We start from the raw sequence: 26,753 nt of genomic DNA, 5'->3' as shown, positions 1-26,753 counted from the left end.
ATGTTTCAAACTCCCGAAGCACGGGGCCTGTGGCGTGACCGGACAGTCATCGCAAGTCCTTGAGATTAATGGCAATTCGCCAGAGCGTTACCCTGCGACCCACTTTGGGAACGAACCAGCGCACCAGAAACACACCCGAAAATGTCACGACGCACAATAAAAGTGCAGATCAGGAACGTTTGGCCGGTTAGCGCTTCCAACACCCCGTCAAAGCTGGCAACATCGCGCCCTTTTTTACGCGACACCCACGGGGCAGCTGGTTCAAACGGCTGTTCGGTTGATAGCAGCGCGACAGTCTGCTGTACCGATGCGACAACCTGCCACATGCCACCCGTTTACCGCCCGTAGCGCTGTTGGCTGCCATTCGAACGCTATGCTAGCTTGGCCGCCTCGCCAGGAAGGCCAACCAACAGCAGGAGCGAAACACTATGAGGAACGCACATGGCTGAGGCCACGCCCGCGCTTGAAATCCGCAACTTGCACAAACGCTACGGACAGCTTGAGGTGCTCAAAGGCATCTCGCTGACCGCCCGCGACGGCGACGTGATCTCGATCCTGGGTTCTTCCGGCTCCGGCAAGTCCACGTTCCTGCGTTGCATCAACCTGCTGGAAAACCCGCACCAGGGCCAGATCCTGGTGGCCGGCGAAGAACTCAAGCTCAAAGCCGCCAAGAACGGCGAACTGGTCGCTGCCGACGGCAAGCAGATCAACCGTCTGCGCAGCGAGATTGGTTTTGTATTTCAAAACTTTAATCTTTGGCCGCACATGAGCGTGCTCGACAACATCATCGAGGCGCCGCGCCGGGTGCTCGGCCAGAGCAAGGCCGAAGCCATCGAAGTCGCCGAAGCCTTGCTGGCTAAGGTCGGCATCGCTGATAAACGCCACGCCTATCCGGCGCAACTGTCCGGCGGCCAGCAACAACGCGCCGCCATCGCCCGCACGCTGGCGATGCAGCCGAAGGTGATTCTGTTTGACGAACCCACCTCCGCCCTTGACCCGGAAATGGTCCAGGAAGTACTTAATGTCATCCGCGCATTGGCCGAGGAAGGCCGCACCATGCTGTTGGTCACCCATGAAATGGGCTTCGCCCGTCAGGTGTCCAGCGAGGTGGTGTTCCTCCACCAGGGCCTGGTAGAAGAGCAAGGATCGCCACAGCAGGTGTTCGAAAACCCGCTTTCGGCGCGCTGCAAACAATTCATGTCCAGCAACCGCTAACGGAGCTACCCGCATGCAGAACTACAAAAAAATCTTCCTGGCGGCCGCCGTCACCCTGGCGTTCAGCGCCGGTGCCGCCGCCGAAACCTTGAAGATGGGCATCGAAGCGGCCTACCCGCCGTTCAACAACAAAGATGCCAGTGGCAATGTCGTCGGCTTCGACAAAGAAATCGGCGACGCCCTGTGCGCCAAGATGAAAGTCGACTGCACCGTGGTCACGTCCGACTGGGACGGCATCATCCCGGCCCTGAACGCCAAGAAGTTCGACTTCCTGATCTCCTCGATGTCGATCACCGACGAGCGCAAGCAAGCGGTGGACTTCACCGAACCGTACTACTCGAACAAACTGCAGTTCATCGCGCCGAAAGACAAAGAGTTCAAAACCGACAAGGATTCCCTGCAGGGCAAAGTGATCGGCGCACAACGTGCGACCCTCGCCGGCACCTGGATGGAAGACAACATGCCCGGCGTTGAAGTCAAACTCTACGACACTCAGGAAAACGCTTACCTCGACCTGACTTCCGGTCGTCTGGACGGCATCCTGGCGGACAAGTACGTCAACTATGAGTGGCTGAAAAGCGACGCCGGTCGTTCGTATGAATTCAAGGGTGACCCGGTGGAAGAAAGCGACAAGATCGGTATCGCTGTGCGTAAAGGCGACACCCTGCGCGCGAGGCTGAACCTTGCCTTGAAAGAAATCGTCGAGGACGGCACTTACAAGAAGATCAACGACAAGTACTTCCCGTTCAGCATCTATTGATTCTGACTTGCCTGGCTGGCGCCGCTCTCTGACGGCGCCAGCCCCTGGCATTGCCTGCTGCACATTGAAAAGAAATCCATGACTATCGATCTCTACGGATTCGGCCCGGCGCTCGCCGCTGGCGCGCTGATGACTGTGAAACTGGCACTCTCGGCCTTGTGCCTGGGGCTGGTGCTCGGTCTGCTCGGCGCCTTGGCCAAGACTTCCCCGTACAAGCCGCTGCAGTGGCTTGGCGGTACGTATTCGACCCTGGTGCGCGGCATCCCTGAATTGCTCTGGGTGCTGTTGATCTACTTCGGTACGGTCAACCTGATGCGTGCACTGGGCGAGTTCTTCGGCAATCCCGACCTCGAACTCAACGCCTTCGCCGCTGGCGTGATTGCGCTGGGGCTGTGCTTTGGCGCCTACGCCACGGAAGTGTTCCGCGGTGCGATTCTGGCGATTCCCAAAGGTCACCGTGAAGCGGGCGTAGCCCTGGGCCTGTCGAAATTCCGCATCTTTACCCGGTTGATCATGCCGCAGATGTGGCGCATCGCCCTGCCCGGCCTGGGCAACCTGTTCATGATCCTGATGAAAGACACCGCGCTGGTGTCGGTGATCGGCCTGGAAGAAATCATGCGCCATGCGCAAATCGGCGTGACCGTGTCCAAACAGCCGTTCACCTTCTATATGGTGGCCGCGTTCATGTACCTGGGCCTGACCATTTTGGCCATGACCGGTATGCACTTCATGGAAAAACGCGCCGCTCGCGGCTTCGCGAGGAGCACCCAATGAACTGGGAAGTCATCATCAAGTGGCTGCCGAAACTGGCCCAAGGCGCGACGCTGACCCTGGAACTGGTGGCCATCGCCGTCATCGCCGGGTTGCTGCTGGCCATTCCGCTGGGCATCGCGCGCTCTTCGCGCCTGTGGTGGGTGCGGGCATTCCCCTACGGCTACATCTTCTTTTTCCGCGGCACGCCGTTGCTGGTTCAGTTGTTCCTGGTCTATTACGGCCTGGCGCAGTTTGACGCGGTTCGTAACAGCTCGATGTGGCCGTACCTGCGCGATCCGTTCTGGTGCGCCACGGCAACCATGACCCTGCACACGGCAGCCTACATTGCCGAGATCCTGCGCGGCGCGATTCAAGCGATTCCGCCGGGCGAGATCGAAGCCGCACGCGCCTTGGGCATGTCCAAAGCCAAGGCACTGTTCTACATCATCCTGCCCCGTGCCGCGCGCATCGGCCTGCCGGCCTACAGCAACGAAGTGATCCTGATGCTCAAGGCCAGCGCGCTGGCCAGCACCGTGACCCTGCTGGAACTGACCGGCATGGCCCGCACCATCATTGCCCGGACCTACCTGCCGGTGGAGATCTTCTTCGCCGCGGGCATGTTCTACCTGCTGATGGCTTACGTGCTGGTTCGCGGCTTCAAGCTGCTGGAGCGCTGGCTGCGCGTCGATGCCTGCCAAGGGCGTTGATTCCCACGTGCTGACGGGCGACGCCTTACTCGCCCGTTTCCTGGCGCTGGATGCTTTTCTGATTGAGCATCAGGCGTTGTGGAAACCTCGTCCGTTTACTCATCTGCAGCTTCCTTGGGAAGCGTCTTACCCGGAACTGGCGATTTGGCTACGCGGGCGGTCGTTGGAAGAGGCGGAAAGCAGTCATAACCAACCTGGTTTGCTGAATGCGCCGGAGCCGTTTGCTTCGTTGGCGGCGCTGTCCCTTGAGTTGAGTTCGGTGGGTGAGTTGCCAGCGCATACGCTGGGAGCGGCCGGGCATCGATTGAATGTCGATGTGCCGGGGCGTAAATGGCAGCAGATTGAGGCCTTTGCCGGCTGCTTGTCGTTTGCCTCGCCGCCGAAGCATTGGCTGGATTGGTGTTCGGGCAAGGGCCACTTAGGTCGGCGTTTATTGCAAACCGGGCAACAACTGACATGCCTGGAATACGACCCGGCGCTGGTTGCCAGTGGTCAGGCACTCAGCCAACGTCATCACTTGCATGCGCTGCATGTCGAACAGGATGTACTCGCGGTGGATGCTGCGGCTATGTTGAATGCCGATCACACGCCAGTAGCGCTGCACGCCTGCGGGGATCTGCATGTTCGGTTGATGCAGCTTGCCAGTGCGGCAGGCTGCAAACAATTGGCCATCGCGCCCTGCTGCTATAACCGGATCAGTCTTCCTGCGTACCAAGCGCTTTCTCCGGCCGGTTTGCGATCCGACCTACAACTCTCGCTCGACGATCTCTCGCTGCCGATGAGCGAAACCGTCACCGCCGGGGCTCGCGTCCGACGCCAGCGCGATACCTCCATGGCCCGGCGCTTGGGTTTCGACCTGTTGCAACGGCAACTGCGCGGCATTGACGACTACCTGCCAACCCCTTCCTTGCCCAGTACCTGGCTGGACAAATCCTTTGCCGACTACTGCCATCATCTGGCCGAGCTGAAAGAGTTATCCACAGTCGGCCCGCAAGATTGGTCCGCACTCGAAGCCGCTGGCTGGCAACGACTCGCCGAAGTACGCAACCTGGAACTGCTGCGCGGCCTTTTCCGACGCCCGCTGGAGCTTTGGCTGGTACTCGATCGGGCTCTTTTCCTGGCCGATCAGGGCTACACCGTTCGCCTCGGCACCTTCTGCAAAACCCCGCTCACGCCGCGCAACTGCCTGCTTCTTGCCGAACGTCCATAAAAAGCCACAGCCTGTGGATAACTCTGTTGATTAAATTATCGTGGATCCAATATAAGCAGCTGTTTCAGGGGTGAAACGCTACTGTTCAATTTTCGTACACATGATAAAAAACCGAGAAAAACAGGCATTTGCGCACAAATGAGAACGGGTCCACAAAAAAGTCATGAGCGCCGTTTCTGAGTACGCCCGTTGTGCATAAGCATCAGACGAAAACGACATAACCGCCGAAACCCGGTCGCGCTCGGCGGAAAATTGCGTGCCGCGACCACCCTTGTTATACAGGCAGACAGGAGCGCCAACAGCGCGCCGAAGAACAAGAAATCTCTGACAGACAGGAAGCCACAGTGACGTTCATTTCTTACGCACAGAATTTCGAAGACATACGCCTGTGGCGCGCCCTCAAAACCGTGGAAGACGGCTTCTACATCGACGTCGGCGCCAACCACCCCACCCACGACTCCGTGACCAAAGCTTTCTATGACCGTGGCTGGACTGGCATCAATGTCGAACCGATGCCCATTTACTACGACGCCCTGTGCCAGGAACGCCCCAACGACACCAACCTGCAATGCGTGGCCGGCGAAAGCGCCGACGACCTGACCTTCTATGGCATCGCCGGTACCGGCCTCTCGACACTGGACCCGGCGATGGCGCAAATGCACAAAGACGCCGGCATGGACGTGCGCAGCCAAACCGTCCAGTCCCGCACCCTGACCTCCATCTGCGAAGAACACGCCCAAGGCCGCGAGATTCACTTCCTGAAAATCGACGTCGAAGGCCACGAAGAAACCGTCCTGCGCGGCATGGACTTCACCCAATGGCGTCCGTGGATCATCCTCATCGAAACCCCGTGGGACCGCGACCAAGTCTGGGAAACCCTCGTCACCGGCGCCGGCTACCACTCCATCCTGTTCGACGGCATCAACACTTACTACCTCGCCGAAGAACACCTGAACCTCAAACCCGCCTTCGACATCCCGCCGTGCAACCTGGACGAGTTCCAGTTCTGTAAAGGCCACAACTTCAGCCACCCCGTCAGCGACGCCGAACACCAGCTCGCCGCCGCTGTGCAACGCGCCGAACAGGCCGAAGCGCAGCTGCGAGCGATGCAAAACAGCCGCACCTGGAAAGCTCTTCAGAAACTCAAGAAAACCCTGCTCCGCGCCTGACTTGAAGGCTGCGTAAAAATAGTCTGAATTCAGGGGTTTACAGAACCAATCCAATCGCTATAATCTTCGCCCTAACACGCCGGTATAGCTCAGTTGGTAGAGCAACTGACTTGTAATCAGTAGGTCCCGGGTTCGACTCCTGGTGCCGGCACCATACAAAACAAAGCCCCTGCAGAAATGCAGGGGCTTTGTTGTTTCTGGAACGTCCACTTTTCGTCCACACACTGGAACCTGTGGGAGATTCTATGTTGCCCGGCAACCCTGAATTCTCAGGCTGACAGGTATTCGCTCTGATTTTTCATCAGGGCAAATGCCACTCGACAGAGCTTTCGGGCCAAGGCAACCAAGGCCTGGGTTTTCGAGAAGCCTCTAGCCAGGTATGCCTCGTAAAACGGCCTCCATTTAGGCGAGCGACACGCCGCCATTGCGGCGTTGTACGCCAAACGACGAACCTCCGGATCTCCTTTTTTGGTCAGGTACCGCTGCCCATTCTTCTTGCCGGAGTCTTCGACTGCCAAGTCCATTCCCAGGAATGCGATGAACGCATCGCTGTTCGCAAAATCGCCCCGCATAAAGGTCGTCGCCAACCCGGTTGCGGTCAGTTCCCCAACGCCTTCGATGGCTTTGCAGCGATCAATATTCGCCTCAATTCCCGCCTCTTTGCTGACCTTGCGCAGCAGTTTCTGAATCGCCTGATCCGCTTGCTTGAACGCCTTCTGCTGAGCGACCTGCACTTTCTTCAACAAGGGTTCATTGGCCCAACTCAACATCAGCCCAGCATGGTTCTGGATCAGCGTTGCACGTCTGTGAAGCAGGCTTTTCAGCGAGCTGTAGGCCTTGGGTGGCGGGCTCCAGACCCGCAGTTTGCTTTGTTCATTCTCCAGGTAACGCGCCAGCAAACGCGCATCGCAGGGATCGTTCTTGGCTCGTTGGCCAACGCCACGGCGGTAATGACTCACGCGATAAGCATCCACCACGTAGACCTGATGACCCATCTCATGGGCCAGCTCTACCGTGTCCAAGTGGTAGATGTTGGTGGCTTCAACGGCGATAGCGCTTTGGGCAGGCAGGGTTTTAAGCCAACGCTTGAGGGCGGTTCGATCGTTCTTGATGTCTTGAATGATTTGCAGGTCGGTGCGATAGACAGCAATTTGGGCCTTGGCGATATCGATACCAACAACCGTCTGCGAAGTAAGGATTGTCATGACGAATCCTCGGAGCTAGGGTTTAAGTGCTTGTTGGGGTCTACCGTTGCGCTGGCTTGTCTCTATCGTCGGTTTACCGATGAATTCCTTATCGGCGCTTTGGGTAGAAGGGGCGGGACGAGAAGTCTCCCACAGTCTGTACTGGTCAGAGTCAGAATCGAGTCTGTAGTCCCACCCACCCCTTCAAGTCTAAACATACAAGCGAGCCTGCTCGCGATGAGTCCGTCAAACCCAACGACGCTCTACTGACCAAGACAAAAGCTGCTTTTCCAAGATACTTGCGTGCGGAATCGATGCATCCAATTCTGGTACCGCGCATCTACATACCTCACCGAAACGATGAGCGGTTACGGTTGAAAATCAGTGAGGCGGCATAATGACAGCAGTGCTTATGCACAACCTGCCATTTCTCTCCGCCGTTGCGAGCCCCTTTGTAATGAACACCGAACGACGTTACTCGATCATCCTGGAGCACAGCGCCGAGGTGCTGCTTGAACATGCACCCATGGCGCAGATAGAGGCATTTTGGGACGCCAACGATACCCGCTACTTCGGGTTGCGCATGGAGGACGAGCACAGTGCACACGCACGAGTGATTGTTACGGACGAAGTCCCCGACGAAGAAGACGTGGCGCTTTTCTGACTGTAGCGAATGGAATCACTCGCCTCCTACGAGAGGAGGGGGGCGCCCAAATGATTTTCAGATCTATTGCCGACACCACAAAACAAAGCCCTCGTAGAAATACGAGGGCTTTGTTGTTTCTGGGTTCTGGATTTTTATACACCGGCCATCAATCACTCAAACTCCGTAGAAACCGAAAGATGCTCCCAAGCATCAATTTCCCCCTGCAACTGCGCAATCTTTTCACGCACCAGCCTCACCGCATCCTTACCCAGCAACAAATGAACCGGCGGTTTTTCGGCAGCGACCAAGGTCAGCAACGCCTGCGCCGCTTTGTGCGGATCACCGGCCTGTTTGCCACTCTTCTCTTCCCGCGCCTTGCGCACCGGATCGAACACCGCGTCATAGTCACTCAAAGTGCGACCGGAGCGGATCATCGAGCGCCCCGCCCATTCGGTACGAAATGAGCCAGGTGCCACGGCGGTTACGTGAATGCCCAGGCTTTCGACTTCTTTAGCCAGCGCTTCGCTGATGCCTTCCAGTGCGAATTTGCTGCCGCTGTAGTAAGCGATGCCCGGTAACGTGATGAAGCCGGCCATGGAGGTGATGTTGACGATATGCCCGCTACGCCGTTCGCGCATGCCGGGCAGCACCGCTTTCATCATTGCCACCGCGCCAAACACATTGACGTCGAACTGGCGCTGCATTTCAGTCAGCGGCGACTCTTCGAGAATGCCTTCATGACCATAGCCCGCGTTGTTCACCAACACGTCGATTTGCCCCACCTCGCGCAGGACTTCGGCCACCAACGGCTCGATGGCCGGAAAATCGGTGACGTCGAGCACGATCGCTTTAGCTCGATGGGCGTCCAGCGCTTCGAACGCGGCACGCTCGGATTCGCGCCGCACCGTGCCAACCACCGTGTGCCCCGCCGCCAGCGCTGCTTGCGAAAAGGCCAGGCCGAAACCTGAACTGACGCCGGTGATCAGGAAAACCTTGTGAACGTGGGTGTTCATGCTGCGTTCTCCAATAAAAACGCCGTCGATAGTGATCGACGGCGCTGTGGACAAGTCAACGAGGTCTTAGTGACCAGCGCTCTGACCGCCATCGACGTGCAGGATTTCGCCGGTGACGAAGTTGGCATTATCCAGATACACAACCGCTTGAGCGATGTCGCTGATGTCGCCCATGTGGCCGACCGGGTGCAGACTGCCCAGCGCTGCATGGGTTTCTTCGCCGTGCATCGGGGTCTTGATGATGCCAGGGGAAACCGCATTCACCCGAATCCCGCGCTTGGCGTACTCAATCGCCAAGGACTTGGTCGCAGAGTTCAAACCACCCTTAGTCAGCGAGGCCAATACCGACGGCACACCGTCAATTGCGTGATCTGTCAGGCTGGTGGTGATGTTGACGACGTGGCCTTTGCCTTGTTTTTCCATCTCGGTGATCGCGAGTTGGGTGATGTAGAAGAAACCATTCAGGTTCACAGACAGGACGTTGGCGTAGTCTTCGGCGGTGTAAGCGGTGAACGGCTTGGCGATGAAGATACCGGCGTTGTTGACCAGTGTGTCGATGCGGCCAAAACGTGCGATGGCTTCACGGATAACTTGTTGCGCGACTTCCGGATTGCCGATGTCGCCCGCCACGGTGAGGATGTCCGGGTCGGTGGACGGCTTGATCGAACGCGAAGTGGCGACGACTTTGTAATCCAGTTCGCGGAAGGCTTTGACCATGCCTGCGCCGAGACCTTGGGATGCGCCAGTGATAACGATGACTTTTTTCGAATTGCTCATGATGAACCTCTACTAATTAAGAATGGTTTGAAAAAGTAAGTAAAAATCAGGCTTCGGCGGGGGCCTTGGCCATTTGTCTCAGCACTTGTTCGTAGTACTCGACCGACTGCGAACCAGACACCAGGTGACGACCGTTCAGCACCATGGCCGGGACCGAGTTGATGCCGTGCTGGCGGTAAAACGCTTCAAGCTCACGCACTTCTTTGGCAAATGCGCCGGAGGCCAACACTTCTTGAGCAGACGCCGCATCCAGTCCCGCTTCAGCCGCCAGACGAACCAGCGTCTCGCGATCGCTCGGGTTCTGGCCGTCGGTGAAGTAAGCGCGGAGCAGGATTTTCTTGAGAGCGACCTGCCGCCCTTCCTGCAACGCCCACAACAGCAACCGATGTGCATCAAACGTGTTGTAGAAGTGGGTACGCTTCTCCAGATCGAACTTGAAACCCAGGGCCGCGCCACGTTCGATCTGCATCGCCTTGCCGGCGGCGACGTCTGCGGCGGTGCGTCCATATTTGCGCATCAAATGCTCGACCGCTTTTTCACCGACCGCCGGCATGTCCGGGTTCAACTCGAAAGGCTTGTAGGTCAGCTCCACCGAAATTTCACCGGCCACGTTCTCGATCGCCTGCTCCAGCGCCGTCGCACCCAAGGCACACCAAGGGCACACCACGTCGGAGATGAAATCGATGGAGACGGTCGCGGTCATGACTTGTCCTCCGCCTCAGCCAGCTGCTTTCGATACTGGGTGGTTGTGATGCCGGCGTAGCCCCAGTTATCGGTGTCGACTTCTTCGATCACGATGTGGGTCAGGTGCGGATCCTTCTTCAGGACGCGTTCCAGGGTTTCAGTGATTTCGGCGATCACCTGAGCTTTCTGCTCAGAGGTAACGCCATCGCGGGTGATGCGTACGCTTACGAAAGGCATGAGGAATCTCCAGTGACCTTCCCTTCGGAATGAATGGGTCGGCGTTGGAGCTCAATGTAGGGAGTTAGCTGGAGGGGATAAAGGTGGGGACGGGAACATCATTAGTTACTTGGTGTAATTTATTCCATCACGCGGACACAACCCGTTTGCCTTCAAAAGGATTCATCGGATAGCCTGCGTTTATCGAAAATTTTAGATAACTCAAAGGAGGGAGCCGTACATGGCAGTTCATTTTTTCGACAGCCCATTCCATGTCTCGCACGAAAAATCAGTCGCCAGCAAAATTGCTCTGAAGATGGAACTATCGATTTTCATCACTGATTGCATCAAGACCCTTGGCCTAAAACAGGGTGAGGCTGCAGCCAGGTTGAACGTGACCCAGTCGCGCATCTCAGAGCTCACCACTGGCAAGATCGAGAAATTCACAATCGATGCAATGATGGACATGCTGGATAAACTCGGCTTTCGCACCACGTTTACCTTACCGTCCAACGATGCTGGGGCAATGCCTCAGATCGTTATTTCATATGCTCGCGACCGCTAAATGTTGTGGGACTTTTCGGTAGGACTTGGCTACTTCTGATGTAGTACGCGTTGTTACGTGTCGCAATTTTTTACTTTTTGCGACACGTCTTTGGAACGTGTCGCCGCTGACGACATGTTGGCGAAACGTGTCGCCGAAATTGGATTTTTGCGACATGAGTCTATCGCAAGGGCGATTGCTACTTCTTGAATGCAAACAAACGGTGTTGCTTCGCAGATTTTTGGGGCCGCTGCGCAGCCCAGCGGGAGCAAGCTCCCTCGCCACGGAGGTGAGCGATCAAGCGACGTCTACTGTCTCCACAGTGATCTGCTTCAGCGCATAAAACGGTGCAAGCGCCGCCTCATCCGCGGTGGCACCGGTAATCAACCGCCACTCCCGCTCAATCGGCGTCCAGTGCTGCTGCCGGGCACGACCCAATTTGTCAGTGTCAGCGAGGACAACAATCTGCGCCGCTCGCTTGATGATGCATTCCTTGAGATACGCCTGCTGCGCACTCGCCTCACACAACCCAAACTCCGCAACCACGCCATCCGCACCCAGAAAGGCCTTATCGACACTCAACCGACTCAACGTCAGTTCCGCCAACGGCCCCAGCGTGCTCATGCTCGAACCGCGCAAATCACCGCCGATCAAAGTCAGCCGCACGCCCGGCGCATTGGCCAAGGTCATCACGGCGAGCAAATTGTTGGTCACTACATGCACGTCTTGTCGCGAGCAAAGATGATGGGCCAGCGCAGCACACGTGGTGCCGCCGTCGAGCAGCACGGTATCGCCATCCTGAACATGAGCGGCCGCAGCCTGGGCGATGGCGTCTTTCTGCTCCCACTGCGATGTCTTGCGCTCTTCAAGCGAAGCTTCCGGTTCGTGAACGCCGACAACTGAAGTGGCGCCGCCATAGGTCCGCACCAGATGCCGCTGTTTGGCGAGCATGGTCAGGTCGCGTCGCACCGTGGCTTCCGAGACTCCGAGTGCCGCGCTCAATTGCTCGACGTTGGCATCGCCAATGCGTACGAGATCGAGGATGGCGCGGTGGCGTTCGGAGGCTTTCATGGCGGGTCTCGTTGTGTGGACGGGGGTCGATCTTACACGACAGCACCCACGCGACTCATCCCCGTCGCGTGGCAAGCTCGGCGCCCTGGCGCAGCGCTTCGAGCAGGCTGCGTTCATCGGCGATGCCTTTGCCGGCGATATCGAAAGCCGTGCCGTGGTCGACCGAGGTACGGATCACGTCCAGACCCACGGTGACGTTTACGCCGGCTTCAAGTCCGAGCACTTTGACCGGGCCGTGACCCTGGTCGTGATACATCGCCACCACCAGATCGAAGTCGCCGCGTCCGGCGCGAAAGAACAGGGTGTCGGCGGGCAGTGGGCCGGTGACGTCGAGGCCGCGTTCCTGGAGCAGCTTCACCGCCGGGATGATTTTTTCTTCCTCTTCGCCGTAGCCGAACAAGCCGTTTTCACCGGCATGGGGGTTGATCCCGCACACGCCGATTCGCGGTCTGGCGATGCCGGCCTTGATCAGTGTCGCGTTACCTCGCTCGATGGTGCGCTGGACCAGGCCCGGCTCGATCTTGCGGATCGCGTCGATGATGCCGATGTGGGTCGTGACGTGAATCACGCGCAGTTGCGGCGCCACGAGCATCATCGACACTTCGTCGACGTTGGTCAGGTGCGCGAGCATTTCGGTGTGGCCAGGGTATTTGTGGCCGCCGGCGTGCAGCGCTTCCTTGTTCAGCGGCGCGGTGCAGATCGCATCGATCTGGCTGGCCTCGGCGAGTTGCACGGCGCGGGCGATGTATTGAAAAGCGGCGTCACCGGCGATGGGCGACAGTTCGCCGAACGGCAGGTCGTCGGGAATCAGGTCGAGGTCGATGCAGTCAATGGTGCCGGCTTCGTACAAGGCTTGGGAGGCGTCTTCGATGCGGCGTACTTTGGCGCTGCCACCAACGATGACGTTGGCCTGTTCGAGGCGGCGTGCATCGCCGATCACCAGGGGCCGGCATTGTTGGTAGACGATGTCATGAGTCAGGCTCTTGACGATGATTTCCGGGCCGACACCGGTGGCGTCGCCCATGGTGATGCCGATGATGGGCAGGTAGTTGCTCATAGTGTTCATTCGAGTCCTTGGATTCGTGTGCGTTGGGGCGGGGAGCGATCGGCGCAAGCGCTCAAGTGCTGCCACGCCGCATACAAAGCGTTGTCGGTGCCGAACGCGCCGGCCTTGGTGACGATGCCGGGGCGATGGCCCTGGCGGGAAACGGTCGGGCGGGCGAAGGCGACGCCGGCTTCGATTTCGGTCAGCAGTTGCAGGCTGTCGATGCCGACGGTGGTCAAGATGGCCCGCGCCGTCTCACCGCCCGTGGCGATCAGGCCGCCGACTCTGGCGAAGTGCGGTTCGACCAATACGGCCAGCATGGTTGAGAGTTGCGCGCCCTCCTGGGGATCGAACGCTTCATCGCGGCCGATGCGCAGCAGCAGGTCACTCCAGCCGTCCAATTGTTCGCCGATGCGCGATTGCCAGAGCGCCCAGTCGTCATGGGTTGTGCCTTGGCGAAGGACTTCTGGCGGGACAACCAATTCGCTGACGCCGCCTCGTTCTTTGAGCAAAGCGCACTGCCGCTCGCAGACGCCGGATAGGCTGCCGACGAGGATCAGAATCGGCGCCTGGCTTTTTCCCTGCGCTGTCGGTTCGCTGGCCGTGGAACGTACCTCAGAGAAATCAGGAAGGCTGGCAATTTCCCGTGCAAGGCCACCCGAACCGATCCAGAACAGCGGCTGCTCCATCGATGCGGTCAGCCGAGCGAGGGTCAGCAGATCGTCTTCAGTTTGCGCATCGACGATCAATGCCTGGGTGCCATTGCCGGCAATTTCAGCAATGTGCCGCTCGAGCGCTTTTTCGTTGCCGCGCAAGGTGTCTAGGTCAAGCTTCGCGGTGCTCAGGCCGGCGGCAACGAGCATCGCTTCAACATCCGCAGGACGGTCAGCGTTTTCCAGTTTCCAGGTATCTGTGGTTTCCAGCGGCTGACCGTTCACGAACACCCGACCGCCGCGCAGCGTACGCCCGGTGGCGGGGAACGCCGGGGCGACAATGGCCAGGCCGGCCAGCGGTTGCAGGGCGGCAACTTCGGCCGCCCAGTTGCCGCGTAGCGTTGAATCGATTTTCTTGTACAGCCGCTGCCCAGGTTGGTGCAGCGCCTTGAACGTGGCGACGGTGCGCTCGGCAGCCCGCGCCGGGGAGAGACGCCGAGTGTCCGTATCGGCGGCAATCACCTGAGCGTCGGCCTTGTCATTCAGAGGGTCGAGCGTGACGACGGTTTGCATCCCCACGCTCGCGAAACCGATGGCGCAATCCGCCGCGCCGGACAGATCGTCAGCGATGATCAGAATCCTCATCGCAACGCCTCCTGCTTTTGCGGCGCGATCTCCGGCTCGGGTATGACGACCGGGTTGCGCTGCTGCACGCGTTTGGCGACGGCGGCGGTGAGCAGCGGTGCGAGAATTGCAGTGACCACGACGCAGGCGGCTACCAGAATCGTCGCACTCTTGGCCGCTTCGGCGTACACCGGATTGGCCGCTGCAATCAGCGCCGGAACGGCGGCGGCATTCCCGGCAGTGGTGGCTGCGGCAACACCCGCGACGCCCGTGCCACCGGTCAAACGATCGGCGAAGAACAGCGGAATGCCGGTCAGCACAACCACCGCAACGCCCATGCCGAGACCCAACAAGCCGGCCTGCCAGACGTTATGCAAGTCCAGGCTGGCGCCGAGTGCCAGGGCGAAGAACGGGATCATCACTGGAACGGCCTTGGCCAGAAAGTCGCGCATGTCACGGTCGAGGTTACCCAACAGCATGCCGAGGGCCAGTGGCAGGATGCTGCCCACCAGCGTCGGCCACGGGAAGGCTGACAAGCCGGCAATGCCCAAAGTGACCATCGTCAGGAAAGGCCCGGACTCCAGGGACATGACCGAGTAGGCGCCGACATCTTCAGATCGACCGTATTGCCCCATCAGTGCCATGTACAAGCCGCCGTTGGTGTCGTTCATCGCGGCGACCACTGCAAGCGTCGATATACCGGCGAAGAGACCCGATGAAATCGGCTGCTCGCCGAGGAAATGCCCGAGCACAATGCCGATAAGCACGGCGATGCCGACTTTCGTGATGAGCAGCGTGCCGCCCTTTTTCAGCAGATAAGGCGTGGCCTTGATATTGATGCTCGCGCCCATGCAAACGTAGAACACCGCGAGGATGGGTAACGCCCCAGTGAACAGCGCATTGGTGAAGGAGCCGAAAAACTTTGGTGTGTCGGGAAGGAATGTAGCCACCAGCGAACCGATCAGCAGCGGGACAATCATCATGCCGCCAGGGATGCGTTCAATGGTGCGTTTGATAGGAATTTGGGCCACGAGGGTCTCCTTTTATAATTGTTTGGTAAGACGTTTATCACCTCGAAAACTGACTGGTTCGATCATTTTATGATTGATCCAGTCAAAATTATCTTAGGTGATCGTCCTGAATTGCGCAAACCAATCATTCAAATGATCGTTTTGATCATTTGTGAAGGAAGAAAACCTCGGAATGACATGCCCTCGCTGGCACAACGCCCATTGAAAGCAATTTCCGCGGCAATGCAATTTTTGTAGCAGCTGGCGCAGCCTGCGTCCGGCTGCGTAGCAGTCGTAAAACCTGAATTTGCGGTCTTCCTGAAACACCCATTGTCTGATTTTACGACTGCTGCGCAGCCGGACGCAGGCTGCGCCAGCTGCTACCCATCGCGTTACGGCTTAATTGGCTGGCATTAGTCTCTCAGGCTGCTTTTTTATTGGCGAAAAAAAGCCCCGAACCAGTCAGGGCTTTGCCTCCCGTTTCGCTTTCACCTCTGCATGTCCTCAATCGAGTCGAACTGCTGGCAAAATTCTCGTGCTTCTTTCGCAGGAAAAACCCCACAACGCAGTGAGTTTCAACAAAAAAAATGCCCAAACCTCCCGGTCCGAGCATTTTTTTGACCCCGATCACCCACCCCTCCCCAAAAACCTCGACTCTATGTAAGCCTCCAGCCATCGGACGCAGCATCATTTCGCTACTAAACTCGGGACAAGCGTGTTCATGTGCAGGATTATAGCCAGCACGTATCGCCCAACCGGCGGCCAGGTACTCAACAATAGCCAGCCCACTTTAGAGGGCATTACCCAATGGATAGCAGAACCTTACGCAACCTGATGCGCATTGTGCAGACCGGCTCTTTGTCGGCGGCGGCAGAGCATTCCTGTTTAACCGTGCAGGCGTTGGCCGCGCAGTTGAACAAGGTCGAAGAGCAGTTTGGTTTTCGGTTGTTTCGTCGCTCCAACAAGGGGTTGACCCTGACGACCCAGGGCACGGAACTCACGCCTTACATGGACAAGGTGTTGGTTGCCACGCGGCAACTGGAAGAAAAAGTCGCTGCGCTGAAGGTGCCGGGGCAGCGCACGCTCAAGGTGGCGCTGAACACGACGCTGTCGGCTGACTTCAATCGGCGAATGATCGGACGCCTGATCGAGGTGTTTCCCGACTATCAGCTGGAATTCAGCTACGCCGAGTCGATGGAAAACCTTAGTAAGCTGAAGAACGAAGACTTCGACCTGGCGGTGCTGATCGGTCCGCAGAAGCCGGGGCTGCCCAGCATCATCCTGCCCGAGGTCCAGGTGCAGGTGGTCGGTGCGCATTGCGGTCAGGAACATGATCCGCTGGTGTTGCTCGGCAACAAATTTCAGGTGCGCCCGGCGGACGATTGTCCGTATTCCCACAGCTTCCTGCGCTTTCTCGACGCAGGCCTGGGCAATTACGAGTCGGGCAAGCGGATGGTCTATTCGTGCAGCGAAACCCTGACGCTGTCGTTGATCACGCAGATGGACGGCCTCGGCATGGTCTCGCGGGATGCGGCCCAGCGTAATGGCCTGACGATTTTCCCCGGTTTCGAGGACGCCCTCGAAGTGCGGCTGGCGATCAATAATCCAGAGTTGTCGGGTCAGGCCTTGCACGATGTGGTCGACCTCCCGCTACATGAACGAGCCGAGCGCAATGTACGCAGCCGTTCCCACCGCAACGGAGAGAAAGAGGTTTTTGCTGAAATACGCACATAACAACGTCGGAATCGCGGCATAAAATTCCGGGCGATCGAGCTGCACGTGCTGATCCTTGATCAACAACGGCGTGAGGCTGATTGCAGCGACGATCGCCACCGGCAGGTATTCCAGCGCCCGGGCGACGAAGGGCGGCCAATGGTCGGTGCTCACTTGCAGCGGCAATGCGCGCGGCAGAAAGGTCACGGCCATCATCAGCACGACCACCAGAATCAGGAACGTTTGGTCAGGCATACACCCACCCCGCAGCCGACGAATGTGGCGATGAAGACGTTGAAAGGCGAACTGCCGACCAGGCTCAGTACGCCCATGCAGGCGACAGCGGCCAGTGCGGCGATGAGTTTATTACGCGTGTTGCACAGCGACACCAGCACGTAGAGCATCATCGCGGTCAGCGCGTAGTCGAGCTGATACTGGATCAAGTGCGCCGCGTACTGCGCGCAAATCGCCCCCAGCAAACCGCCGAGCACCCACGAAGTGTGGCAATACAGATTGAAACCGATCAGGTAGCGCACGTTGACGGGCGTGCCCTTGCCCAACTTGACGCTGTGGAAGGCAAACGACTCATCGGTCAGCCCGCCCGCGTAACACCAGCGCTCCATTCGACTGAGCCCCATCGCTTGCAACGCCTTGGCCATATAGACCGACATCAGCATGTGCCGCGCGTTGATCAGAAACGTGGTGAGGATGATAGTGGTGAGCGAAGCACCGCTGGAAATCAACGCCAGGGCGGCAAACTGCGAAGCGCCGGCATACACGAACAGGCACATGGCGACCGGCAGCCACACGGGCAACCCGGCATTCACCGCCATCAAACCGAACACAAACGACACCGTGAAGTAACCCGCAACCACCGGGCTGGCTTCGGCGAAGGTGCGCGAAGCATGCGGCTCGACCATCAGCGGCTGGCTGCTGGACGTCTCATTCATAGGTCCCTCTCAAATGTTCTTTCACCGCGCGGTTCGCAAAAACCCTGGGCACTCCAGAAGCGCTGGCCGGCAAGGTTAGCATCGTCGACAAACAGGAACATGCGCAGCACACCCACGCGTTTCATGTCCGAGGATGCCGCTTCAACCAGGCGTTGACCGACGCCCTGGCTGCGGTAATCCGGGCTCACGGCGAGGTGGTTGATCGTGCCGCGACTACCGAGCATTCCGCCCAACACTGCACCGACGATTTCGCCGCTGACATCCAGTGCGATAAACGCGGTGGTGGTTTTCTGCACCAGCACACCGCGCAGGCATTTGGCGTCCTGCCATTCACAGAAAGACACCTCTTCGAATTGTCGAAAGAAGCGTTCCAGGCGCTGTGCATCCTTGGCTGTCGTACGCCGCAGCATCACCGGTGCGGGGCACTCGGCGAGGCTGCTTACGGCGTTGTACTGTTCAGCGAACAATGTCAAAAGCGGTCCCGGGCCGCGAGAAAGAGATCGCCAGAATCTGCCGGTACGCCATGTCGTGAGAATGGGTATTGCGTGCCGGTGTCACGTAGTGACGCATGTCGCGATCGAGAAAGTAGGTGGTGTCGAGGATTTCCTGATACGTCGTCGAGGCCAGGTGTTCCTGGTTTTCGGTGTCGTACAAACGGCTCTCTGCCCCTTCAACGTTATTGCGTCCCCAGAAGTGCACGCCGCTGAACGGATAACCGTCGCAGTGAATCCCTTCCGGGGTGATTTCCAGTTGTTTGCCCGGCTTGATCTCGATGCGGATCTGATGAATCTGGCATTGCCAGATTTCGTCGTGCAACTCAGGTGGCAAAACGTTTTTGTACACTTCGAAGTCGGTGTCGATCAGGCTGCGCATCACCGGCGAACTGATGATTTCATCGGAGAAATCCTGGAAGTGCCGAACCATCCCGCCCACGTAGCTGTTGTTCGCCTTGGACTGAACATAGGCGCGGTGTTCCAGTTGCTTGAGGTCGCGCGTGACCGGGTTGTATTCGAAATCGCTGTAGCGGCGATAACGCATGCCCGCTTCGGCCTGACCGTAGTAACTGTCCGGCTCCATGTTTTCCCAACTTCTGGTCAATCTGACGAAATCGTTGAAATGACCGAAGAGATTGAAGTCAGCACCCCGGACGTTGGCATATTTGTCACGCCGTAGAAATTCGCCCACTTCTTTGTTCAAAACGATCATTTTAAAAATCTCCGTGCATTTAGCTGCCTAATCTAGAGAGCACAGGATTTACGTCCATGAGAAAGAATTTGAGGCATATCAAGCGCTGTTTGAAACGGAGGATGACGTTGCTTTAATTCGACTTTTTACGATCGAAAATGGCCGTTTTATGCGTTTTTCGATGGTTGTCAGGCAAAAAAAACCCCGAGCCATTCGGGGTTTTTCAGCGAGTGTTGAACACTCAATCGATCATCAGAAGATGTTGATCGGGTAATCCACAAACACACGCACTTCGTTACCGCTGACGTTGTACTCGCTGGATTTCTGCGAGACACGCAGGATCGAGCTGCGCAGTTTCACGCTCAGGTCTTTGGCCGGGCCGCTTTGCACGACGTACTTGAACTGGTTGAAGATTTCGCGCTCGGTGCCGCCTTCGCTGGTGGACGTGGTGATGTTGTCACCGCGCACATAAGCGAAGTTGTAGCTCAGCCCCGGAATACCGAAGGTGCTGAAGTCCAGACCGTAGCCCAACTGCCAGCTGCGCTCGTCTTCGGCGTTGAAGTCGGACCAGTAGGAGTTCGCCAGGTAGATGGTGTTGCCGCCGTCACCAACACGACCTTGACCCTTCTGGTAACCGCCGTAGGCGTAGCCCAGGTTGCTGTCGCCAGTGCTGCGCTGGTGAGCGAGGGTGAACGAGTGCGGGCCGGTGGCGAAAGTCGCAGCCAGGCTCCAGATTTTGTTGTCGTCGCCGGTAGCGCCGCTTTCGCGGACGTAGGCATCATCCAGCTTGGTGCGGTAGCCGTTGAAGTCCAGGGTCAGGGACTGATCCTTGTCGATCGGGAACACGTAGTTGGCGTTCACGTATTGCTTCTTCAACACGTCTTCGACGTCGGAGGCGTACACCGCAGCCTTGAATTGTTCGGTGAACTGGTAGCTACCGCCCAACACGTTGATCGACTTCAGGCCGCCACTGTCACGGCCTTCAGCGCTTTTGCGCGATTCGGCGGTGAAGCGACCGGCGTTCAGCTCCAGGCCTTTGATCTCCCGGGAGGTGATCAAAGTGCCGGTGTAGCTTTCTGGCAGCAGGCGCACGTTGTCGTAGCTCAGCACCGGCAGAGCCGGCATCTGGTCGCCGTAGGTCAGCGTGGTGCTGGAGAGACGGAATTTGACCGCTGCGCCGCCCTTCGACAGGTCGTCAGCCGCGTTGCCGCTGTCGCCCTTTTTAAAGAAGTCGATGCCTTGTGCGCCGGTGCGACCCTTGCCGCCATCCAGGCGCAATGCGTACAGACCGAAAGCATCCACACCGACACCGACCGTGCCTTGGGTGAAGCCGGACGAGAACGTGCCGATGGCCGCTTGGCCCCATTCGGCTTTGTCCGCACGACCGTCTTTGTAATCACGATTGATGTAGGCGTTGCGCAGCAGCACTTTGAGGCTGCTGTCTTCAACAAATCCCTTGGATTCGGCCTGGTCGTTAGCCATGGCCTGTGTAGCGCTCAACATCCCCAGAGCGATCAGGCTGATTCGCTTATTCAACATTTTGTTCTTTTCCTTATTACCGGTTGATACGCGCTGTGTCGAACGGCTGAAACGGCGCTATCGCACTCTTTTTTCACCCCAAAACAAAAAGGCCCGCCCACGAGAAAAACGTGGCGGGCCTTTTTATTGTTTTATGAGTCATGGCGGTTAGCCACAGGCGTTGAACGAATGCTAGCCGCGCCCAGAACACCGTGTCAATTTGATGAATCGTCTAACGATAGGCTGAAAACGTCTAAGCGAACTGAGCAAGCCAGGTTGCAAAGGCCTGCGGATTGCCGAGCCATGGGCTGACATCGACCAGCGTGAATTGGCCATTTTGCTCAAGGGCCAGCGTTGGAAAACCCTGTCCGCCGATTCTGGCCAACAAGGCGCGACTGCTCTTGATGTGCTGATCGGTATCGGCACTGTTGAAAGCGGCCTCAAAAGGTTGATGTTTCAGGCCTATGTCCTTTGCCAGTTCAAACAAAACCGCGTGATCGGCGATGCGCCGACCTTCCACGTAATGAGCCGTCTGCAAACGCCCCAGCAATTCAAGCCCGCGCCCCGCCACCTCTTCGGCGGCCAACACTGCCGCAATCGGCGGTGTGGAATCGAACACAGCGGTGTCATCGCGCAACAGCCCATCGAAATACGCTTCGCCAAATGGCTGGCCGGTGTACTCGGCGATGCGGCGGTCGTGGGGCATCACGTAGTTGCGCAACTGTGGTGAAACGGTTTGACGGTTGGCGCCGCTCATCATTCCGCCACCGTGGGCGATCACCGGCAACACGTCCTGGGCGGCTTGCACCAGCGGTTTGGCGCCGTAGCACCAGCCGCATAAAGGGTCGTAAATATAGTGAAGGATCATAGGGGGGCCATCAGGAAAATTCGATGCCGGCAGACTAATCCTCGGACCGTTGCGGAAAAACGCTGGAATGACTTTCAGTCTGTTTCAGGAATCGGGCGAATTCCCTCACCGAGACCCCGCAGCAATCTCGACACAACTCGAAACAATCAAACAACGGTGCTTTTCAAGAATAATTAACGAAAGTAAATAGCAAGCATTACCATTCGCACCCTTGAATTCTTCAACCCTTTCGGATGCGCTTCAGATGCCTGCCCCCTTCCGCCTTACGCCCGTCACCCTTGGGCTTTCTGCTTTTCTGTCTGCCGGTTTCACCTGCGCCGCGACCACCGTTTTACCCGAAACCTCGATCAGTGCCGAAGCAGAAGTCGACGATCCGCGAGTGAAGGAAACCAGCACCGCAACCCGCACCGCGACACCGGTACGCTACGTGCCACAGGCCATCGATTCGATGAAAACTTCGAATGTCTCGGATTACGGCACCAATGACCTGGGCACCGCGTTGAGTGGCATCCCCAACGTCAGCAGCGGCGCCGACACCCGTTTCGACAGCCTGCGCATCCGCGGTTTCGACGCCAGCAACGACTTCTACCTCGATGGCATTCGTGACGACAGCCAATACGTGCGCGACTTGCACAACATCGAGCGCATCGAAGTACTCAAGGGCCCGGCGGCCGTTCTGTACGGTCGTGGCAGCCAGGGCGGGATCGTCAACCGGGTCAGCAAACTGCCCGAGTTCGGCCGTCGTTCGACCCTCGAAGCCCAAGGCGGCAGCGATGACTTGCGCAGCCTTTATGCTGACCTCAGCACCGATCCGTCCGAGAACATCAGTCTGCGCCTGAATATGGGCAACATGGATCAGAACAGCTTCCGCGATGGTGTCAGCGGCAATCGCCAACTGTTCGCGCCGTCGATGAGCTGGCAACTGACGCCGGACCTGAACTGGCTGGTGCAGTACGAATACAGCCGCTACAACCGAACGCCGGATCGCGGCATCCCCGGCGTCAACGGACGCCCGGCAGACGTAGGACGCGATACGACCTATGGCAGCGAGCACGATTTCATCGACGACAAATCGCAATCCCTGCGTTCCAAACTCAGCTATGAACTCAGCGACAACTGGCAGCTGCGCCACACACTGGGCGTGTTCAAGCTCGACAGCGATTTCGACAACACGTATTTGACTGGTTACTCCCCGGCCACCAACAAGGTCACGCGTCAGCATTGGCAGCAGGACCTGACAACCCGCAACGTCTATAACAACGTCGAACTGGAAGGAGGTTTCGACACCTTCGGCCTGGAGCATCGTTTGCTGACCGGTATCGAGATCGGCAGCCAGCGCCGCGATCCGACCTTGTACAACGCGGCCACTTCCGGGCCGGGCAGCTCGCCGGTGCCGGCGCTGGACCTGTACAACCCGAATCGCGATCTGCGTCATACCGGGCGCATGCAGGTGTCCAGCGACAACCACACGGAAGTCGAAAGCCGTGCGGTGTACGTACAGGATCAATTGCGCCTGAACGACCAATGGCAATTGCTGGCCGGTCTGCGCTACGACACCTTCGACATCGAATCGACCAACAAGCTGCGCAACATTTCCGAAGACCGTGACAGTCACAGCACCAGCCCGCGTGTAGGCTTGGTCTGGACGCCGCTGCAGAATCACTCGTTCTATGCGTCCTGGACCAAGACATTCTCGCCAGTGGGCGGCGGCTTGATCGGCATCACCCCGGGTGTTGCCGGTAATAGCAACGACTTGAGCCCCGAGCTGACCAAGCAGAAGGAAATCGGCGTGAAGAGCGACTGGCTCGACGACCGCCTGAGCACCACCCTCGCGATCTACGAACTGGAACTCTACAACCGTCGCACCAGCGATCCGCTCAACCCGACCATCACGTTGCTCTCGGGCCTGCAACGTTCCCGCGGGATCGAGCTGACCGGCACCGGCAAAATCGCCGGCAACTGGTACGTGCGCGGTGGCGTCGGCGTGCAAGACGCGACGGTCGAGAAGGACAACAACGGCTTTGAAGGCAAACGCATCAGCAACGTGGCCAAGCACAACGGCAGCCTGTTCCTGACCTGGAAACCGGAAATGGGCTGGTATGCGGAAACCGGGTTGACCCTGGTCGGCCAGCGTTATGCCGATAACCTCAACACCGTCGTGCTGCCGGGTTATGGCCGTTGGGATGCACTGGCCGGGTTCCGGCAGAAGGACTGGGACTTGCGCGCGGCGCTGAACAACATCAGCGACAAGACCTATTACTCGTCGGCCACCAGCGCCGCACAGATACAACCAGGCGAACCGCGTAGCCTGGTGGTGACTGGCACCTATAGCTTCTAAACACCACAGGATGTCCACACCAACCCCCTGTGGGAGCGGGCTTGCTCGCGAATACGGTGGTTCAGTCAACATAGATGCTGAATGATCTACCGCAATTCGCGAGCAAGCCCGCTCCCACAGGGGGTTGGTGGTGACCAAAAGTCTGTATTTCAAAAAACCATCGCCCATAAAAAAGCGCCGCCCTCCCGGCAGCGCTTTTATCAATCCTTTGTTTATTCTTCTTATCCTTCCATCACATCCCACAACGCTTCCAGTTCCGCCTCGCTGAATAAACCAGCGGGGTAACGCTCGATCATCATCCGGCGCGGATCAGGTTCTCTGATCTGACGCGTTCCATTGGACTTCAACCAGTGCGCAAGAACCTGGAGCGATTCGCTATTGACTGCCAGGGGATGCAATGCCCGCTCGCTCACTACGTTCATTTCGGCGTTCATTTCGGCGCTCTCTCCCGGTTTGTGAGCGGCTAACTTATCCAAGGTTTATGACAGAACATCGAAGTCCTCCCCCTCCCTGTTTCACCCCATGCCAGATACAAGAGCTGTGCCAATGTTTCTCAAGTGTCGACAAGCGGATACAAAGAAGCCCGCAGTCCTTTCGGGCTGCGGGCTTCTTGATGAACGGCGGGGATAAACCTGTGCCTGGGTGGTTTTTCAACCGGTTCAGGCTGTTACAACCCCACTCACTCCTTGTGCGGCGCCGGCTGTTGTTGGGTAAGGCAGTGGATGTTACCGCCCCCCAGTAACAGTTCGCGGCCCGGCACCATCACCACTTCATGCTGCGGGAACAGCGTCTGCAGAATCTCTTTCGCAGGACCGTCCAATGGGTCGTCGAAGCTCGGCGCGATAATCCCGCCGTTGACGATCAGAAAGTTCACGTAAGAACCGGCCAGACGCACGCTCGGATTACGTTCCTGAGTTCCGTCCACCGGGTCCACACCGGCGCACTCTTCCTCGGTCGCGTACAGCGGCCCCGGGATCGGCATCTTGTGCACCGTGAATGGGCGACCCTTGGCATCGGTGCTGCTTTCCAGCACTTTCATCGCCGCCTGGCAGCGCGGGTAGTTCGGGTCCTGCGGGTCATCGGTCCAGGCCAGCAATACTTCGCCCGGACGCACGTAGCAGCAGAAGTTATCCACATGGCCGTCGGTTTCGTCGTTGAACAAACCGTCCGGCAGCCAGATGATTTTATCCACAGCCAGGTTGGCGCTGAGCACCGCTTCGATGTCTGCACGGTTCAGGTGAGGATTGCGATTGCGGTTGAGCAGGCATTCTTCGGTGGTGATCAGAGTGCCTTCGCCATCGACGTGGATCGAACCACCTTCGAGCACGAAGCCTTCGGTGCGGTAGCGCTGGCTGCGCTCGATCTCAAGGATCTTGCCGCCCACCTGCGAGTCACGGTTCCATGGCGAGTACAAGCCGCCATCGAAACCGCCCCACGAGTTGAAGTCCCAATTCACGCCACGGACTTCGCCGCTGTTATTGATGACGAATGTCGGGCCGGTGTCGCGAACCCAGGCGTCATCGCTGGACATCTCAACCACACGAATATTCGGCACGTCGAGACGGGCACGGGCGTTTTCGTATTGGCCGGCGGATACCGCCACGGTCACCGGTTCGAAGCGGGCGATGGCTTTGGCCACGGCCACGTGCGCGGCTTGTGCGGGTTTGCCGCCCAGGCGCCAGTTGTCCGGGCGCTCCGGCCAGATCATCCAGGTCTGGGTTTGTGGCGCCCACTCGGCGGGCATGTAGAAGCCGTCGGCGCGCGGGGTGCTGTTTAAAGTGGTCATGCGATCAGGACTCCAGGGAACCGTCGAGGGTTTTGATCGCATTGTATAGGTTCGGACGACGATCACGGAACGAACCCCACGCACTGCGAATGTGCTCCAGTTCGTCGAGGTCGAAGCTGTGGACCAGCACGCCTTCCTCGGTCTTGTCGAGCTCCTGGACCTTCTCGCCAAACTGGTTGGCGATGAACGACGAGCCGTAGAACGTGATGTCGTAGCCGTCCTGTTCTTCATTGCCGATGCGGTTGCTGGCGATCACTGGCATCAGGTTGGCGCCGGCATGGCCCTGTTGCACGCGCTGCCAATGGTCACGGGAGGAAATGGTCTTGTCATGCGGCTCGCTGCCGATCGCGGTCGGGTAGAACAGGATCTCCGCGCCGAGCAACGCCATGCTGCGGGCGCATTCCGGGAACCACTGATCCCAGCAGATGCCCACGCCGATTTTCGCGTAACGGGTGTTCCAGACTTTGAAACCGGTATCGCCCGGGTTGAAGTAATACTTTTCGTGGTAGCCCGGGCCGTCCGGGATGTGGCTTTTACGATAAATCCCGAGGTTGCTGCCGTCGGCATCAATGATCGCGATGCTGTTGAAACGCGCGCGGCCGGCCAGTTCGTAGAAGCTGATCGGCAGCACCACTTGCAGTTCCTTGGCGACTTTCTGGAAATGCTTGATGGCGACGTTGTCTTCAACCGTCGTGGCCAGTTGCAGGTAATCCGGGTTCGGCTTCTGGCAGAAGTACGGCGCCTCGAACAGTTCCTGGATCAGGATGATCTGCGCGCCTTTGGCTGCAGCCTCACGGACCAGTTTCTCAGCGGTCTCGATGTTGGCTTCAAGGTCCCAGGAACAGGCCATCTGGGTGGCGGCGACGGTAACGATACGGCTCATGAATCATCTCCGGGCAAGTGCTTAACGTTGGCAGTGTCGACTTTATAGCCGATAAATATCGACTTTAAAAGCAAACAATCTTCCACCCGTCTATTTTTACGCACTTAAGCCCGATAACAATCGAACTACCACATCACCCCTGTGGGAGCGAGCCTGCTCGCGATGGCGGTTGAACATTTAACATGTGAATCGACTGATCCGCCGCTATCGCGAGCAGGCTCGCTCCCACAG

General features: G+C 58.1%; 28 protein-coding genes and 1 tRNA gene. 11 read left to right on the top strand and 18 right to left on the bottom strand.

Translation table 11 applies throughout. The features are described from left to right. Positions 1-441 precede the first annotated feature (441 nt). From ACA060_RS01415 to ACA060_RS01385, 7 genes are all read left to right on the top strand, one after another. Positions 442-1,215: an ABC transporter ATP-binding protein gene (locus ACA060_RS01415; protein WP_007897462.1), complete on the top strand. Its 774-nt coding sequence runs from the start codon at positions 442-444 to the stop codon at positions 1,213-1,215. 13 nt (positions 1,216-1,228) lie between these two features. After that, on the top strand, positions 1,229-1,975 hold the full coding sequence (locus ACA060_RS01410; RefSeq protein ID WP_109627446.1) for an ABC transporter substrate-binding protein: 747 nt from the start codon (positions 1,229-1,231) through the stop codon (positions 1,973-1,975). 78 nt (positions 1,976-2,053) lie between these two features. Continuing rightward, complete coding sequence (locus ACA060_RS01405; protein WP_059406395.1) at positions 2,054-2,749, top strand: ABC transporter permease; 696 nt, start codon at positions 2,054-2,056, stop codon at positions 2,747-2,749. Beyond that, entirely contained in the window at positions 2,746-3,435 is a 690-nt protein-coding gene (locus tag ACA060_RS01400) for an ABC transporter permease (protein WP_109627445.1), read from the top strand. Before ACA060_RS01405 ends, ACA060_RS01400 begins: the two co-directional genes overlap by 4 nt. Beyond that, the gene (locus ACA060_RS01395) at positions 3,416-4,645 is read left to right on the top strand and encodes a methyltransferase (RefSeq protein WP_497314983.1); all 1,230 of its coding nucleotides are present in this window, start codon (positions 3,416-3,418) and stop codon (positions 4,643-4,645) included. The genes ACA060_RS01400 and ACA060_RS01395 overlap by 20 nt, the downstream gene beginning before the upstream one ends. 344 nt (positions 4,646-4,989) lie before the next feature. Then, positions 4,990-5,814: an FkbM family methyltransferase gene (locus ACA060_RS01390; protein WP_497314981.1), complete on the top strand. Its 825-nt coding sequence runs from the start codon at positions 4,990-4,992 to the stop codon at positions 5,812-5,814. A gap of 78 nt (positions 5,815-5,892) precedes the next feature. Further along, positions 5,893-5,968 (top strand) — tRNA-Thr (locus tag ACA060_RS01385). 115 nt (positions 5,969-6,083) lie between these two features. Here ACA060_RS01385 and ACA060_RS01380 read toward each other — a convergent pair. Beyond that, positions 6,084-7,019 (bottom strand): IS110 family transposase, encoded by a 936-nt coding sequence (locus ACA060_RS01380; protein WP_497312172.1) that lies wholly within the window; start codon positions 7,017-7,019, stop codon positions 6,084-6,086. Between the two features lie 436 nt (positions 7,020-7,455). On the opposite strand from ACA060_RS01380, the gene ACA060_RS01375 reads away from it, so the two are divergent. Then, the gene (locus ACA060_RS01375) at positions 7,456-7,662 is read left to right on the top strand and encodes a hypothetical protein (RefSeq protein ID WP_497318154.1); all 207 of its coding nucleotides are present in this window, start codon (positions 7,456-7,458) and stop codon (positions 7,660-7,662) included. A 152-nt stretch (positions 7,663-7,814) separates the two neighbouring features. Here ACA060_RS01375 and ACA060_RS01370 read toward each other — a convergent pair whose 3' ends face one another. The 4 genes from ACA060_RS01370 to ACA060_RS01355 form a co-directional block, all read right to left on the bottom strand. Beyond that, complete coding sequence (locus ACA060_RS01370; protein WP_497314979.1) at positions 7,815-8,657, bottom strand: oxidoreductase; 843 nt, start codon at positions 8,655-8,657, stop codon at positions 7,815-7,817. Positions 8,658-8,723: 66 nt separating this feature from the next. After that, entirely contained in the window at positions 8,724-9,434 is a 711-nt protein-coding gene (locus tag ACA060_RS01365; RefSeq protein ID WP_497314977.1) for an SDR family NAD(P)-dependent oxidoreductase, read from the bottom strand. A gap of 46 nt (positions 9,435-9,480) precedes the next feature. After that, complete coding sequence (locus tag ACA060_RS01360) at positions 9,481-10,137, bottom strand: DsbA family oxidoreductase (protein WP_497314975.1); 657 nt, start codon at positions 10,135-10,137, stop codon at positions 9,481-9,483. Beyond that, positions 10,134-10,355: a tautomerase family protein gene (locus tag ACA060_RS01355; RefSeq protein WP_077747530.1), complete on the bottom strand. Its 222-nt coding sequence runs from the start codon at positions 10,353-10,355 to the stop codon at positions 10,134-10,136. The genes ACA060_RS01360 and ACA060_RS01355 overlap by 4 nt, the downstream gene beginning before the upstream one ends. A 220-nt stretch (positions 10,356-10,575) precedes the next feature. Here ACA060_RS01355 and ACA060_RS01350 point away from each other — a divergent pair, with 220 nt between their 5' ends. Next, a complete protein-coding gene (locus ACA060_RS01350) occupies positions 10,576-10,899 on the top strand; it encodes a helix-turn-helix domain-containing protein (protein WP_497314973.1) in 324 nt (107 codons plus the stop codon). 276 nt (positions 10,900-11,175) lie between these two features. On the opposite strand, the gene ACA060_RS01345 is transcribed toward ACA060_RS01350, so the two are convergent. From ACA060_RS01345 to ACA060_RS01330, 4 genes are read right to left on the bottom strand one after another with little or no spacing between them, the layout of a single operon-like run. Continuing rightward, positions 11,176-11,949, bottom strand: a complete 774-nt coding sequence (locus ACA060_RS01345) for a DeoR/GlpR family DNA-binding transcription regulator (RefSeq protein WP_497314971.1) — start codon at positions 11,947-11,949, stop codon at positions 11,176-11,178. Positions 11,950-12,004: 55 nt separating this feature from the next. Beyond that, positions 12,005-13,006: a 4-hydroxythreonine-4-phosphate dehydrogenase PdxA gene (pdxA, locus tag ACA060_RS01340; protein ID WP_497318152.1), complete on the bottom strand. Its 1,002-nt coding sequence runs from the start codon at positions 13,004-13,006 to the stop codon at positions 12,005-12,007. 5 nt (positions 13,007-13,011) lie between these two features. Next, complete coding sequence (locus ACA060_RS01335; protein WP_497314969.1) at positions 13,012-14,292, bottom strand: four-carbon acid sugar kinase family protein; 1,281 nt, start codon at positions 14,290-14,292, stop codon at positions 13,012-13,014. Then, on the bottom strand, positions 14,289-15,302 hold the full coding sequence (locus ACA060_RS01330) for a 2-keto-3-deoxygluconate permease (RefSeq protein WP_109627424.1): 1,014 nt from the start codon (positions 15,300-15,302) through the stop codon (positions 14,289-14,291). The genes ACA060_RS01335 and ACA060_RS01330 overlap by 4 nt, the downstream gene beginning before the upstream one ends. Positions 15,303-16,088: 786 nt before the next feature. On the opposite strand from ACA060_RS01330, the gene ACA060_RS01325 reads away from it, so the two are divergent. After that, on the top strand, positions 16,089-17,015 hold the full coding sequence (locus ACA060_RS01325; protein ID WP_042932449.1) for a LysR family transcriptional regulator: 927 nt from the start codon (positions 16,089-16,091) through the stop codon (positions 17,013-17,015). Here the strand turns inward: ACA060_RS01325 and ACA060_RS01320 are convergent. The 6 genes from ACA060_RS01320 to ACA060_RS01295 all read right to left on the bottom strand — a co-directional run bounded on the left by ACA060_RS01320 (position 16,932) and on the right by ACA060_RS01295 (position 21,515). Then, positions 16,932-17,249, bottom strand: a complete 318-nt coding sequence (locus tag ACA060_RS01320; RefSeq protein WP_497314967.1) for an AzlD domain-containing protein — start codon at positions 17,247-17,249, stop codon at positions 16,932-16,934. The two genes, ACA060_RS01325 and ACA060_RS01320, sit on opposite strands and share 84 nt — an antisense overlap. Further along, the gene (locus tag ACA060_RS01315) at positions 17,228-17,944 is read right to left on the bottom strand and encodes an AzlC family ABC transporter permease (RefSeq protein WP_497314965.1); all 717 of its coding nucleotides are present in this window, start codon (positions 17,942-17,944) and stop codon (positions 17,228-17,230) included. The genes ACA060_RS01320 and ACA060_RS01315 overlap by 22 nt, the downstream gene beginning before the upstream one ends. Continuing rightward, positions 17,941-18,354: a GNAT family N-acetyltransferase gene (locus ACA060_RS01310; RefSeq protein WP_178082335.1), complete on the bottom strand. Its 414-nt coding sequence runs from the start codon at positions 18,352-18,354 to the stop codon at positions 17,941-17,943. Before ACA060_RS01310 ends, ACA060_RS01315 begins: the two co-directional genes overlap by 4 nt. Positions 18,355-18,400: 46 nt before the next feature. Next, entirely contained in the window at positions 18,401-19,150 is a 750-nt protein-coding gene (locus ACA060_RS01305; RefSeq protein WP_094469618.1) for a 2OG-Fe dioxygenase family protein, read from the bottom strand. 231 nt (positions 19,151-19,381) lie between these two features. Beyond that, positions 19,382-20,668 (bottom strand): OprD family porin, encoded by a 1,287-nt coding sequence (locus ACA060_RS01300; RefSeq protein ID WP_497314963.1) that lies wholly within the window; start codon positions 20,666-20,668, stop codon positions 19,382-19,384. A gap of 232 nt (positions 20,669-20,900) precedes the next feature. Continuing rightward, positions 20,901-21,515 (bottom strand): DsbA family protein, encoded by a 615-nt coding sequence (locus tag ACA060_RS01295; protein ID WP_497314961.1) that lies wholly within the window; start codon positions 21,513-21,515, stop codon positions 20,901-20,903. Between the two features lie 244 nt (positions 21,516-21,759). Between ACA060_RS01295 and ACA060_RS01290 the strand changes: the two genes are divergently transcribed. Beyond that, positions 21,760-23,853: a TonB-dependent receptor gene (locus ACA060_RS01290; protein ID WP_109627413.1), complete on the top strand. Its 2,094-nt coding sequence runs from the start codon at positions 21,760-21,762 to the stop codon at positions 23,851-23,853. Positions 23,854-24,074: 221 nt separating this feature from the next. On the opposite strand, the gene ACA060_RS01285 is transcribed toward ACA060_RS01290, so the two are convergent. The 3 genes from ACA060_RS01285 to aguB form a co-directional block, all read right to left on the bottom strand. Beyond that, positions 24,075-24,287, bottom strand: a complete 213-nt coding sequence (locus ACA060_RS01285; protein WP_046045525.1) for a hypothetical protein — start codon at positions 24,285-24,287, stop codon at positions 24,075-24,077. 245 nt (positions 24,288-24,532) lie between these two features. Next, positions 24,533-25,639 carry an agmatine deiminase gene (gene aguA / locus ACA060_RS01280; protein WP_497314959.1) on the bottom strand — a complete coding sequence of 369 codons (1,107 nt, stop codon included), beginning with the start codon at positions 25,637-25,639 and terminating at the stop codon, positions 24,533-24,535. A gap of 4 nt (positions 25,640-25,643) precedes the next feature. Beyond that, complete coding sequence (aguB, locus tag ACA060_RS01275; RefSeq protein WP_497314957.1) at positions 25,644-26,522, bottom strand: N-carbamoylputrescine amidase; 879 nt, start codon at positions 26,520-26,522, stop codon at positions 25,644-25,646. Positions 26,523-26,753 lie beyond the last annotated feature (231 nt).

The sequence above is a fragment of the Pseudomonas sp. LBUM1671 genome, from assembly GCF_059695685.1.
This window is presented reverse-complemented; position numbering and strand designations above follow the sequence as displayed.